11 protein-coding genes are annotated in these 14,023 nt (G+C 38.6%); 2 read left to right on the top strand and 9 right to left on the bottom strand.

What is annotated here, in order from left to right; all coding sequences use genetic code 11:
* Positions 1-19: 19 nt before the first annotated feature.
* Genes edd through zwf form a run of 3 tightly spaced genes read right to left on the bottom strand, consistent with a single transcriptional unit; the run spans position 20 to position 4,083 of the window.
* Positions 20-1,837 carry a phosphogluconate dehydratase gene (gene edd / locus BTO11_RS11075; protein ID WP_105052656.1) on the bottom strand — a complete coding sequence of 606 codons (1,818 nt, stop codon included), beginning with the start codon at positions 1,835-1,837 and terminating at the stop codon, positions 20-22.
* A 24-nt stretch (positions 1,838-1,861) separates the two neighbouring features.
* On the bottom strand, positions 1,862-2,560 hold the full coding sequence (gene pgl / locus BTO11_RS11070) for a 6-phosphogluconolactonase (RefSeq protein WP_105052655.1): 699 nt from the start codon (positions 2,558-2,560) through the stop codon (positions 1,862-1,864).
* Between the two features lie 53 nt (positions 2,561-2,613).
* The gene (gene zwf / locus BTO11_RS11065; RefSeq protein WP_105052654.1) at positions 2,614-4,083 is read right to left on the bottom strand and encodes a glucose-6-phosphate dehydrogenase; all 1,470 of its coding nucleotides are present in this window, start codon (positions 4,081-4,083) and stop codon (positions 2,614-2,616) included.
* Positions 4,084-4,415: 332 nt separating this feature from the next.
* On the opposite strand from zwf, the gene BTO11_RS11060 reads away from it, so the two are divergent.
* Together BTO11_RS11060 and pyk are read left to right on the top strand one after the other, a co-directional pair.
* Positions 4,416-5,273, top strand: coding sequence for a MurR/RpiR family transcriptional regulator (locus BTO11_RS11060; protein ID WP_105052653.1), 858 nt, complete (start codon positions 4,416-4,418; stop codon positions 5,271-5,273).
* A 150-nt stretch (positions 5,274-5,423) separates the two neighbouring features.
* Positions 5,424-6,863, top strand: coding sequence for a pyruvate kinase (pyk, locus tag BTO11_RS11055; protein WP_105052652.1), 1,440 nt, complete (start codon positions 5,424-5,426; stop codon positions 6,861-6,863).
* Between the two features lie 197 nt (positions 6,864-7,060).
* Here the strand turns inward: pyk and BTO11_RS11050 are convergent, their stop codons facing one another.
* From BTO11_RS11050 to BTO11_RS11025, 6 genes are all read right to left on the bottom strand, one after another.
* On the bottom strand, positions 7,061-7,354 hold the full coding sequence (locus tag BTO11_RS11050) for a DUF3301 domain-containing protein (RefSeq protein ID WP_105052651.1): 294 nt from the start codon (positions 7,352-7,354) through the stop codon (positions 7,061-7,063).
* 151 nt (positions 7,355-7,505) lie between these two features.
* Entirely contained in the window at positions 7,506-8,819 is a 1,314-nt protein-coding gene (gene serS, locus BTO11_RS11045; RefSeq protein ID WP_105052650.1) for a serine--tRNA ligase, read from the bottom strand.
* Positions 8,820-8,876: 57 nt separating this feature from the next.
* Positions 8,877-9,257, bottom strand: coding sequence for a fluoride efflux transporter CrcB (crcB, locus tag BTO11_RS11040; protein ID WP_105052649.1), 381 nt, complete (start codon positions 9,255-9,257; stop codon positions 8,877-8,879).
* A 48-nt stretch (positions 9,258-9,305) separates the two neighbouring features.
* Entirely contained in the window at positions 9,306-10,565 is a 1,260-nt protein-coding gene (locus BTO11_RS11035; protein ID WP_105053744.1) for a replication-associated recombination protein A, read from the bottom strand.
* A gap of 74 nt (positions 10,566-10,639) precedes the next feature.
* Positions 10,640-11,284: an outer membrane lipoprotein periplasmic chaperone LolA gene (lolA, locus tag BTO11_RS11030; protein WP_105052648.1), complete on the bottom strand. Its 645-nt coding sequence runs from the start codon at positions 11,282-11,284 to the stop codon at positions 10,640-10,642.
* 3 nt (positions 11,285-11,287) lie between these two features.
* The gene (locus BTO11_RS11025; RefSeq protein WP_105052647.1) at positions 11,288-13,972 is read right to left on the bottom strand and encodes a DNA translocase FtsK; all 2,685 of its coding nucleotides are present in this window, start codon (positions 13,970-13,972) and stop codon (positions 11,288-11,290) included.
* Between the last annotated feature and the right edge of the window lie 51 nt (positions 13,973-14,023).

Raw genomic sequence — 14,023 nt, 5'->3', positions numbered from 1 at the left:
AATCCACGATTAAATCGAATTATGCTTCATGAAAAACGCAAGATGCGCCTTCTTCTGGCGTTGTCATTGCTTGACGTAATCCGTTAAACAATTCACGCCCCATGCCTTCACGATCTTCTGTTAAGTCTTTAACAGTAACGATACGTTTTGCCAATTCTTCTTCACTTACATGAAGGTGGACAATATTTTTCTCTGCACAAATTTCGATAATGTCGCCATTTTGTACTTTTGCGATCAAACCGCCATCCAACGCTTCTGGATATAAATGGATAGCCGCAGGTACTTTACCTGATGCACCAGACATACGACCGTCTGTAACCAAAGCAACACTAAAGCCTTTATCTTGTAATACACTTAGAGGTGGCGTTAGTTTATGCAATTCAGGCATACCAACAGCTCTTGGCCCTTGGTAACGAACAACAACAACACAATCTTTATCTAAGTCGCCAGCATTAAATGCAGCGTCTATGTCATGTTGACTTTCAAATACAACTGCTGGTGCTTTAACCGTTGCCTTACCTGGACGTAGAGACGATGTTTTAATAACAGCGCGACCTAAGTTACCCGATAATGCAGAAAGACCACCGTCAGCTTTAAACGGTTTTTCAATCGTTGCTAATACTTCTGAATCTAGTGCTTTATCAGGACCGTCAACCCACATTAGTTTACCGTCACGAACAATTGGCTCTTGTGTATATTTATCTAAACCTTCACCACAGATAGTCGTTACATCGTTGTGTAAGAAACCACCGCGTAATAATTCTTTGATTAGGTATGCCATGCCGCCAGCTGCTTGGAAGTGATTAATATCAGCTTCACCATTTGGATAAATCTTAGCAATTAAAGGCGTAACCGACGATAACGCATCAAAGTCATCCCAGTTAACTAAAATCCCTGCAGCTTTGGCCATAGCCACTAAATGCATTGTATGGTTAGTTGAGCCGCCCGTAGCTAATAGTGCAACTATGCCGTTAACCACTGATTTTTCATCAACGATATGACCAACAGGTCGGTACTCAGTACCTAAATCTGTAATTCTGGTTGCTTGGACTGACGCCGCATCTGTTAATGCATCACGTAACTCTGTACCTGGATTAACGAATGACGCACCCGGTAAATGTAATCCCATTACTTCAACAACAAGTTGATTTGAGTTAGCCGTTCCGTAGAACGTGCAAGTACCCGCTGAGTGATAAGACTTAGACTCAGACTCTAATAACTCATCACGCCCTACTTTACCTTGTGCGTATAACTGACGAATACGTGCTTTTTCTTTATTTGGAATGCCAGATTCCATAGGACCTGCTGGAATAAAGATAAATGGTAAGTGACCAAATGTTAATGCTGACATCACCAAACCTGGGACGATTTTGTCACAAATACCTAGCATGATACCGCTATCAAACATGTTATGAGATAAACCAACAGCCGCACTCATCGCAATAACATCACGACTCATTAAGCTCAAATCCATACCTGGTTGACCTTGTGTAACACCGTCACACATGGCAGGAACACCGCCAGCAAACTGGGCAACAGAACCAACATTCTCAATCGCTGCTTTTATTTTAGCTGGATAAACTTCATAAGGTTGGTGTGCTGATAACATGTCGTTATAAGAAGAGATAATACCAACATTTGCTTTGGTCAATTGAGTAAGGTCGGTTTTTTCTTGAGGAGAGCAAGCTGCAAAACCATGAGCTAAGTTACCACAAGAAAGAATGCCACGATGTGGCCCTTTTAAACGTGCTTTTTCAATTTTGGCTAAATACGCAGCTCTTGTTACTTTGCTACGCTCAATGATTGTGTTTGTTACTTCTTGAATGACTGAATTCATAATTCTCTCCAAAGCTAAGTCAGGTTATTTTGTCGTTGCTAACATCACAGACATAGGTACAACTGACTGATTTAGGAATGCACGTATAGGTGCTTGTTTTTCGTCGCTACCTGCGGCAACGTCTAATAATACGGTTTCTTTACTTTCACCAACTAAGTGTAAATAAAGTTGTTTTGAATTTAACAACGCAGATTTAGTGAAGGTCATACGTTGATGTGGTGCCGTTGTTGGTTCGGTTGCCATAATGTCTTTGCTGGTTGTTAACGCTTCATCTAACTGAGCGCAACATGGGAAAATTGAAGCTGTGTGTCCATCTTCTCCCATTCCTAAAATAACAACATCAAATGGACGTTTAAACGCATCAAACTTAGCACTGACCGTTGCTTGAGCATCGAACGCATCTTTATGTTCGGTTTTCATTCCAACAAAGTTGGCAACACTGGCTTTATTTATTAATAACGCGCTATTTACCATGGCTTCATTAGATGCTGAGTCTGATAGTTCAACCCAACGATCGTCTACCAATGCAATATTAACCTTGTTCCACTCAATGTCTTTGTTACTCAACATTAAGAACATAGGTTTAGGCGTATTTCCGCCTGATACTAATAAAGTGGCGCTGCCATTTTCATTAATACCCGCTTGTAATTTATCTGCAATTTCTTGTGAAAACGCTTCATTGAGAAGTGTAGAGTTTTCAAACTTTCTAATTTTTGCTTTCATTTTTTGTCCGTAGCTTCTATTTGGCTAATCTTTATTTTGAACAAAAAGTGAGATTATTCATCCCACTCACGTTCATCTCTTGCCAACATAGCAATAGACGCAACAGGCCCCCAAGAGCCAGCTGAATATGGTTTAGGTAATTCGTTAGAACGGTCCCATGAGTCTAAAATGCCATCGACCCAAGTCCATGCAGTTTCAACTTCATCACGACGAACAAACAGAGATTGATTACCTAACATAGCTTCTAGGATAAGACGTTCGTAAGCATCGGCAATACGATCGTTTTTAAAGGTTTCTGAGAAACTTAAATCAAGCTTAGTTTGTTGTAATTCCATTTGCTCACCTAGGCCAGGTACTTTATTCAACAGGTGAATTTCAATGCCTTCATCTGGTTGCAAACGAATAATTAATTTATTAGCCGGTAAGTCTTTGTACGTATCTTTAAAGATATTATGCGGTAACTTTTTAAAGTGAATCGCAATTTCAGTACCTTTAACTGGCAAACGTTTACCAGTACGTAAATAGAATGGAACACCAGCCCAACGCCAGTTATCGATATCAACACGAATAGACGCAAACGTTTCCGTTTTACTTTGAGTATTAGCGCCTTCTTCTTCTAAGTAACCTGGTACCGCTTGACCACTTACAAAGCCAGACGTGTATTGACCACGTACTGTTTTCTGTTGGTAGTTTTGTTCTGTAATTGGACGTAATGCTTTTAATACTTTTAACTTCTCATCACGAATACTGTCTGCGCTTACATCAACAGGAGGTTCCATCGCTAATAACGATAGGATTTGTAATAAATGGTTTTGTACCATGTCACGCATTTGACCTGCGTCATCGTAATAACCCCAACGCCCTTCTACACCCACTTCTTCTGCAACTGTAATTTGCACATGATCAATACACTCATGATCCCAGTTGTTGGTGAATATGGCATTGGCAAAACGCAGTACTAAAAGGTTAAGTACGGTTTCTTTACCTAGGTAATGGTCAATTCGATAAATTTGGTTTTCGTTAAAATACTCAGCGATTTTATCGTTGATAACTTTTGAAGACTCTAAACAGTGTCCAATTGGTTTTTCAACAACGACTCGAGTTTCATCAACCACAAGGCCAGCAGAATGTAAGCCACTACAAATATCACCAAATACCGAAGGCGGTGTAGAGAAGTAATTTACTAATGTTCTGTTTTCTAAGTCGACTAACGCTTTTATCCCTTGGTAATCTTTAGGGTTGGTCATGTCAGCTTTGCAATAACTTAGTCTTGCGATGAATTTAGTTTTAGCCGCTTCGTTTAAGTCTTCTTTCACAAAACGTTCTAAACTTTCAATAACAGCCGCTTTATATTCTTCGTGACTAAAGTCTTGGCGAGCAACACCGATAATTTTAGTGTCATCAGCAAGTAACCCTGCTAATTCCAATTGATATAACGAAGGTAATAACTTGCGGCGTGCTAAATCACCACTAGTGCCGAATAACACTAAATCACATGGCTTATGATTTAAATTTGTGGCCATCAGATTCTCCAATAAACAAATTTGTATGATTAATTTGTAATTTAACTACATGTTTCCAATGCTAACTAACTATATCGGTGCATGTAAACCTAAATTATGTAATTTTTTTACATTTTGAGTAAATTTTTAACTTATATTGTTGTTTTTAACTCGTAATTACATTCTAATGCTGAATATAACTTATTCAAAACTCGTTATTCGTTAATCCATCTTCAATTTAATAAAAAGTTGATATCTCGAGAAAACTTAAATGATAGCCTTTTTTGATTAAAGACTACCACACAAAAAACAACTATATTAATGAGTTAGCTTAGTAAAGTTAAGGACAAAGAATGAATATTCTTGAAAAAATAAATTCTCAAATTACCACCTTCAGTAAATCTGAAAGAAAAGTAGCAGAAGTCATCATTGCTAACCCAGAACAAGCTATTCATTCGAGCATAGCTACATTAGCAAAAGTTGCCGATGTGAGTGAACCTACTGTTAACCGATTTTGTCGTCGTTTAGACACCAAAGGCTTCCCTGATTTTAAATTACATTTGGCTCAAGGCTTAGCCAATGGTACGCCTTACGTTAACCGTCACGTTGATGAAACCGACGGGCCTGATGAATATTGCGCTAAGATTTTTGAATCAACCATGGCGGCGTTAGACATAGCTCACCGCAACTTAGATATTGGTCAGATTAATCGCGCTGTCGATATTTTAACTCAAGCTAAAAAAATCTCTTTCTTTGGTCTTGGTGCATCCGCTTCAGTGGCACAAGATGCCCTAAACAAATTTTTCCGTTTTAATGTACCGGTAAACTGTTTCGAAGATATTGTTATGCAACGTATGAGTTGTATTAATAGTACAGATGGTGATGTTGTAGTGATCTTCTCACATACAGGTCGTACTAAACCGTTAGTAGAAATCGCTCAAATTGCACGTCAAAACGATGCAACCGTTATTGGCTTAACAGCCAAAGACAGCCCGCTAGGTAGAGAGTGTAATATGTGTATCAGCTCTGATGTCCCTGAAGACACAGACTTATATATGCCAATGGCGTCACGTATTGCTCAGCTAGTACTGGTGGATATACTCGCGACTGGATTTACCTTAAGACGCGGTCCTAAATTCAGAGATAATCTGAAAAAAGTGAAAGACTCGTTAAGACCGTCCCGCTTTGAAAAGAAAGAAAATTTCAGTTAATGTAATAAAAAAAGCAGCCTAGGCTGCTTTTTTGTTTTATTGTGTTATTTTTTAATCAGTTTAAGTAGTTTTTCCTTGTAATTTTATTAAATTGTCTCAAAATGTAATTAAATTACAAAAGCAAAAATATCAACGGAGTTTATAGTCGTCATGTCGAATGTATTGAGAAGAACAAAAATAGTATCCACATTAGGTCCAGCAACGGACAAAGATGACATTTTAGAGCAAATAATAAAAAGTGGCGTAAATGTCGTTCGTATGAACTTTTCTCATGGCTCAGCCGAAGATCATATTGAAAGAGCAAGAAAAGTACGCGAAACAGCAAAAAAATTAAATACTTACGTTGCTATCTTAGGTGACTTACAAGGTCCTAAAATTCGTGTTGCAAGATTTAAAGACACAAAAATCCATTTAGCGATTGGCGACAAATTCATTTTAGACGCTGAGCTAGGTCGTGATGAAGGTGATCAAAACCAAGTTGGTATCGATTACAAAGAATTACCAAATGATGTAAATAACGGAGATCTTCTATTACTAGATGATGGTCGTGTTCAATTATTAGTGTTGTCTGTGTCTGGTAGTAAAATATTCACAGAAGTAACCGTAGCCGGTCCACTTTCAAATAACAAAGGTATCAACCGTAAAGGCGGCGGCTTAACAGCTCCAGCTCTTACAGACAAAGATAAAGCTGACATTCTTACTGCAGCAAAAATTGATGTTGAGTACCTTGCTATTTCTTTCCCTCGCTCTGGTGCTGACTTAGATTATGCTCGTTCACTAGCACACGAAGCTGGTTTTAAACCTCTTATTGTTGCAAAAGTAGAGCGTGCTGAAACAGTAGCGACTGATGCAGCGATTGACGATATTGTACATGCGTCTGACGTTATCATGGTTGCCCGTGGTGACTTAGGTGTTGAAATTGGCGATGCAGAGTTAGTTGGTGTTCAGAAGAAACTAATTGCTCGTTCACGTCAACTTAATAAAGCGGTTATCACAGCAACACAAATGATGGAGTCGATGATAACTAGTCCGATGCCAACTCGTGCTGAAGTAATGGACGTTTCAAATGCCGTATTAGATGGTACAGATGCGGTTATGTTGTCTGCAGAAACTGCCGCTGGTGATTTCCCAGTTGAAACAGTACAAGCAATGGCAAACGTATGTCTTGGTGCTGAAAAACACCCTACTGCACAAATTTCAAAACACCGTATGGAAAAAGTGTTTGATGATGTATCTGAAGCAATTGCCATGTCTGCTATGTATGCAGCTAACCACATGCAAGGTATCAAAGCGATTGTGGCGTTAACTGAGTCTGGTGGTAGCGCTAAGTTATTATCACGCATCAGTTCATCTCTACCTATTTTTGCGTTATCTCGTCACGAGAAAACATTAAATAAAAGTGCAATGTACCGTGGTGTATACCCAGTATTCTTTGACTCTACATTGTTTGATAATGAAGATACTCGTGAAGCGCTTAACACCTTAGTTCGTCAAGAACGATTACAAAAAGGTGACTTAGTTATCGTTACTCATGGCGATACTATGGAAACAATTGGTGCTACTAACACAGTGAAAATAATGACAGCGTAATGCCATTCTTTTCATTCAACTGTCTTGTTTAAATTAAACTCATTTCAGGACGGGACAGTTAAAACAAAAAAGCCTATTTATTAAATAGGCTTTTTTATTGGCTGTTTCATAATGAATGACTGCACTATCACTTAAATTTAATTAACGAATAATTAGTTAATGGATAGAAATACGGCAGAGCATTGCAGATGCGCAGACTATCCCCAATGGTGGATATGCTCTACTTTGCCATTGTGCAAAATAATTTCACCTTTTTTGGCGCTTAGACCGTCGCCACTATAATTTAATATAAAGCTAGCCTTGATAATTAACTTCTTGTTAAATCCTACTTTCCAGCTTTGCATAGGCACAGAAAGTAATTGAAGATGATAACGTTCACAATAACCTTTAGCTGCTGACTCAGCAATTTCTGCAAGTTTTCTAAACTGTAAAAATACAACAACAATACAAGCAAAAAACATAATCAGCCATACAGTGGTTAAATCAAACATGTGTTATTTCCAATTTAGGGTTTATATAAACAAAAAGCGACTAACACTATATGCAGTCGCTTTTTATATTTTCAACTAAGCTTTTATACGATTAAGCTTTATTTGATTAAGCTTTATTTGATTAAGCTTTATTTGATTAAGCTTTATTTGATTAGCCTATTTTTGTTAGGCCATTCATATATGGAACTAAGATAGTTGGAACGTCTATTGTGCCATCTTCATTTTGGTAATTTTCTAATACGGCCACCAATGTACGACCAACCGCTAAACCAGAACCATTTAATGTATGTAACAATTCAGGTTTTTTCGCGCCTTTAGCTCTAAAGCGAGCTTGCATACGACGCGCTTGGAAATCTCCCATGTTGCTACATGAAGAGATCTCACGGTAAGTATCTTGCGCTGGTAACCAAACATCTAAGTCGTAAGTTTTAGTGGCTCCAAAGCCCATATCACCAGTACATAAAATCACTTTACGGTATGGCAACTCAAGTTGTTGTAATACAGTTTCAGCATGATTAGTAAGTTGCTCAAGCGCTTCATTTGAATCTTCAGGTTTCACCATTTGCACTAATTCAACTTTATCAAATTGGTGCTGACGAATAAGACCTTTAGTATCACGACCATAAGAACCCGCTTCAGAGCGGAAACATGGAGTATGGGCTGTTAATTTAACAGGAAGCTCTGATTCATCAAAAATCACATCACGTGCGAAGTTAGTCAACGGAACTTCCGCTGTAGGGATCAAAGAAAGCTTACGGCTATCTTGCTCACCTTCCTTGTCTGTTTGGCCTGAAATAGGTTTAGTATGAAATAAGTCTTCTTCAAACTTAGGTAATTGACCGGTACCCAGTAAACTTTCCGGGTTAACTAAATATGGAACAGACGCTTCTATATAACTGTGTTGTTCAGTATGTAAGTCCAACATAAATTGCGCTAGCGCACGATTTAATCTTGCTACTTGTCCACGCATAACAACAAAACGAGCACCGCTTAATTTAGCGCCCATTTCAAAATCTAAGCCTTTGCTTAAGCTTTCGCCTAACTCAACGTGATCTTTTACCTCAAAGCTAAATTGCTTAGGTGTGCCCCACTTTAAGATCTCAACATTGTCATCTTCATTTTTACCAACTGGCACATCAAGCTGAGGCAAGTTAGGTACTTGTAATGCAATCGTATCTATTTCAGCTAGTAACTCTGATAATTCAGCTTTAGCAGCATCTAACTTGTCACCTAAGTCTGCAACACTTGCTAGTAAAGGTTGAATGTCTTCACCTTTAGCTTTGGCTTGGCCAATAGATTTTGATTTTGTATTACGTTCGTTTTGTAAATCTTGTGTGGCTGATTGTAGGTCTTTACGGCGTGTTTCTAACTCATTGAGTTTTGCAACATCCAATTCAAAGCCTCGAGTGGCTAAACGACTTGCAGCTTCATTAATGTCGTTACGAAAGAACTTTGGATCTAACATTTTTTAATAACCCTATAACTGATTTTTTTAATTAAACTCGACAATTTGAGTTCAGATTCAACTGTGTTTAAATCCCATCATTTGCATTCCAAGCCAAGCGGCAAAAACACAAACAACGACATTTAACGAAATATTTAATATGGCCTTAAACCAATCACCGTCCTGTAACAACAACAAGGTGTCTAATGAAAACGTAGAAAAGGTCGTAAACGCACCTAATAAACCTATTCCAAATAGCGATCGCCAAGGCAAGTCGGACATCATACCATGTTCAATTACGCTAAATAAGATCCCCATGAAAAATGAACCAATAACATTTACTAACAAAGTTGCGTAAGGAAAGCCTTTACCTAACAAGCTAACCATCAACATAGTTACGCCATAACGCATACTCGCACCTAACGCACCGCCAATAGCGACAAATATTAGATTGTTCATAGCACTGCCTTTTGAATATTTACTGCAGATAAACGCGTTTGTTTGATATTAAGCATTATCATCTAAGCCTTTTAGATAACGTAGCTTCTCAGCAATTTTTTTCTCTAAGCCCCGTTCGACTGGGTGATAGTATTCAGTGCCATTCATTTGCTCTGGTAAGTATTTTTCACCAGCAGCATACGCATTAGGTTCATCATGAGCATAACGATACTCAGCGCCCTTGCCCATGGTTTTCATTAATTCTGTTGGCGCATTAGTTAAATGAATTGGAACATCGTAACTCGGTAAACTTGCAGCATCTTGTTTAGCTTGATTAAAGGCTTTATAAACCGCATTACTCTTTGGAGCGGCGGCCATATATAAGGTTGCTTGTGCAATGGCTCTTTCGCCTTCAGACGGTCCAACTCGATGGAATATATCCCATGCATTCAAGCCTATTTCCATTGCTCTTGGGTCAGCATTACCTATGTCTTCTGTCGCTATGGCTAATAACCTACGAGCAACATATAAAGGGTCGCCTCCGCCAGCTAAAATTCGACAATACCAATACAAAGCAGCATCTGGTGCTGAACCTCTTACCGACTTATGAAAGGCTGATATTAAATCGTAGAAATGATCGCCACCTTTATCAAAGGTTGCCATTTGGTTGCCAGTGGCTTGCTCAATAATTTCATCGGTAATGACATTATCATCTGCAACTAAGTCGCCACAGAGTTCGAGGTAGTTTAGTAATTTACGCCCATCACCATTCGCTAGGCTAATAATAAGATCTTTATTTTGCGCAGATAACTTAAGCTGTAACTTTCCTAAGCCTAACTCAGTGTCGGATAAAGCTCGGTCGACAAGTTCAACAAGATCGCTAGGTTCTATCGCTTTAAGGATATAAACCCGAGCTCGGGATAAAATAGCGTTGTTTAACTCAAAGGATGGATTTTCTGTGGTTGCACCAATAAAACTGACCGTACCATCTTCTATAAATGGTAAAAAAGCATCTTGCTGGCCTTTATTAAAACGATGAACTTCATCAACAAACAACACTGTTTTTTTGCCCGTTTGCTGTAATCGTTCTTTGGCACGTTCAACCGTGGCTCTAATTTCTTTTACGCCTGCACTAATAGCCGAAAGCTTTTCAACTTCGGCATCACAATATTGTGCAATAAGTTCGGCAAGTGTGGTTTTTCCGGTACCAGGAGGCCCCCATAAAATCATTGAATGGCAACGTTTACCTTCAATCATTTTACGGATTGCTTTGCCTTCACCGACCAAATGCTTTTGTCCAACATATTGGTCTAAGGTTAAAGGCCGCATTCTGGCGGCTAACGGTTTTGTATCCGTTGGAGAAAAATCAAAACCTATATTGGTGTGGTGAGACAAAATAAGTCCTATTGCCCCTGCTTTTCTTGTACCTGGCGTTGATCATCTATTTCAATGTCATCCGGTATTTCAAAGTCAAAACTAACATTAAGGGATTTATCAAATGCTTGTTTTTTTAATACATAAGAACTGGTTTGTTGTGTTCTGTCGGTAATAACGATTTCGTTTAATAAGAATTCATCAAAATACACAGCCAGTTGACTTACTTGCGAGTCGTTTTCATCTTTAGGTTTGATCATAAAACCAGACTCTAACTCGGTAATTGTAAATTTATTCCAAACTTCATCGTTTTGCGAAACCAATAGTGCAAATGGTGTCGTTGATACGGCATCGGCTGCATCAAAGATAGAAACTTGTTCTAAAAACGGATTAAACCACCATAAGGTGGCGCCGTTAGACAATAACAGTTCTTCTTCTGGTTCATTGATTTGCCAGATAAACTTACCTGGTTGTTTAAATACCAATTGGCCTGACGCACTGTGAAGTAAATTGTTTTTTGTGTCTTTTACTTCCTGATTAAAATCAGCAGTAAAACCATCATAATCAGCTAATAACTTTCTAAGTTCAGTTTCAGCAGGTTCTGCTAACAGCGAAAAGCTGCTGGCGAAGCTAACTATTAAAGTCAGCAGTGTAACTATTTTTGTTATTTTCATTTATTAAAATTCTTCTTCAATGTTTTTAACTGGAGGCGGCGCTAATACTTCACGACCACCATTGTTTGCAGCTTTAGTTACAATTCCCATTACTTCCATTTGCTCAACAATACGAGCCGAACGGTTGTAACCGATACGAAGTTTGCGTTGAATACTTGAAATTGAAACTTTACGAGTTTCAGTAATAAAGGCAACCGCTTCGTCGAATACTGGGTCAATCTCTTCCCCTTCCGCGGCTTCTGCTGCTTCGCCAGGCAACATATTTTCGTCTGTCATTTCACCTTGCAGGATTTCTGCAATGTAATTTGGTTTAGCTTTCGATTTCCAATCATTAACAACCGCATGAACTTCATGATCATCTACAAATGCACCATGTACACGTGTTGGTACACCAGAACCTGGTGGTAGATACAACATGTCACCCATACCAAGTAAGTTTTCTGCACCTTGTTGATCTAAGATAGTTCTTGAGTCTATTTTAGATGACACTTGGAATGCCATTCTTGTTGGAATATTGGCTTTTATTAATCCGGTAATAACGTCTACTGACGGACGTTGAGTCGCAAGCACTAAATGAATACCTGCAGCACGAGCTTTTTGTGCGATACGCGCAATAAGTTCTTCTACTTTTTTACCAACAATCATCATCATGTCAGCAAACTCGTCGATAACAACCACAATTGCTGGAAGTTTTTCTAACGCTGGTTGACGGTCTGACATTTGGTCTGACTTAACCCAAAGCGGATCTAAAATTGGATTTCCTTCGGCAATAGCTTTTGCCACTTTAGCGTTATAACCTTTTAAGTTACGAACCCCTAAAGACGACATTAACTTATAACGACGTTCCATTTCACCAACACACCAGCGCAAGGCGTTTGCCGCTTCTTTCATGTCAGTTACGACTTCTGAAAGTAAATGTGGGATACCTTCGTACACAGATAGTTCCAACATTTTAGGATCTATCATTATTAAACGTACATCTTCAGGTGTCGATTTATACAACAAGCTTAAAATCATGGTATTTACACCAACTGATTTACCAGAACCTGTGGTGCCTGCAACCAATAAATGTGGCATTTTTGCCAAATCAACCGTAACGGCTTTACCTGCTATATCTTTACCTAAAACCATAGTTAAAGGTGACTCTGAATTTTGGAAGCTTGGGCTATCCATCACCTCAGATAAACGAACAATTTGGCGATGTTTATTTGGTAATTCTAAACCAATAAACGACTTACCCGGTATAACCTCAACAACTCGCACACTTAATGCTGAAAGTGAACGTGCTAAATCTTTAGATAACGTAGTGATTTTGCTTACTTTAATACCAGGAGCTAAGTCTAATTCAAAACGAGTGATAACTGGACCTGGGAATACACCAACCACTTTAGCCTGGATGTTAAAGTCTAATAACTTAGCTTCAACTAATCTTGAAACCACATCCAACTCTTCTTGTGAGACTGGGTTTTCTACCTTGTCTGGACGGTCTAGTAAGTCTATTGACGGTAAAACAATAGGTTGTACTTCTCTTACTAATGGCGTTTTATTTTCTACTGCTGACGTATCTCGTTGTGGTGCACGTTGATGTGCCGCCTGCAAACCGTCTAATGCGCCTTTGATGTCATCATCGTGTAACTCGTCGTCCACACCAGAATACGTTGGTTGTTGCTCGTATTCTTCAAATGAGATTGGCATGTCGTCATCAAGAGAAACTTGGTTTATTGCTTTTGAAATATTATGAGTCGGTTTTGCAACCTCTGGATGAGAGTCAACCATGCCTGCTGCTTGTGAGTTCTCAATAGAAATCTCATCATCTTCAATTAACTCTGCACCAGTTGAACCTGAATTGTTAGGTGAGGTTGATATTGAAGGTGCGGTTGATATTGATGGAGCTATACGATTATCAACGCTTTCATCTTTAGGCTCTGCAGCACCAAAGAATTGATTTAAGAATGACTGAGAATTATTTGAGTCAAGTTTCTCTGGAATTGTACTTATGTTCTCAAGGGCTGCATTTTCAGTTGATTCCACTGTTGGCGTTGCCACTAAAGCAACATCAGCAACATCACTGCCCTTTTGCTTATTCTTTTGTTTTGCATTTTGCACAAACGTGCGCAGATTAGAATACAGTAAGCCACATAACACTAATGAATATTTACCTAAGTCATCAACCAAACGTATCCACGACATTCCCGTCATTAACGTAATACCAATCATTAAAAACGCTAATAATAATAACGTGGTTCCGGTAAAACCAATTATAGGTAATAACAAGTAAGCAAAAACATCGCCTATTATGCCGCCAGAAGAAAAGTAGTAGATGTCATCAAAATTAATACTGCTTAATGTGGATGCGCCAATGATAAATAGAAAAATACCGATTAAACGCAAACCTAATGCTAGGTAATCGATTTCAATTAAATTATGAAATTTGCGAAATAACAACCAACCAATTAAAGAAACCGCCACTGGGACAAAAAAAGCTAGCCAACCAAAAGTAAATAACAGGATGTCCGATAGCCAAGCACCAAAAGCACCACCACCATTATTAATTAATTCATAGTTGCCAGTTTTACTCCAACTAGGATCCGCTGGGTCAAAAGTAAATAGCGTGATTAAAATGAATATTGCGATAAGCCCGGCAATAAATAATCCGGCTTCTAACAATCGTTGAAATCCATTTAACATATTCGGTTGGTTCTCTGTCAAAATATACTCCGCACTCAATTTTTTGTTTTA

Source organism: Psychrosphaera saromensis, assembly GCF_002954545.1.
In the GTDB taxonomy this organism is placed as follows: Bacteria; Pseudomonadota; Gammaproteobacteria; order Enterobacterales; family Alteromonadaceae; genus Psychrosphaera; species Psychrosphaera saromensis.
This window is presented reverse-complemented; position numbering and strand designations above follow the sequence as displayed.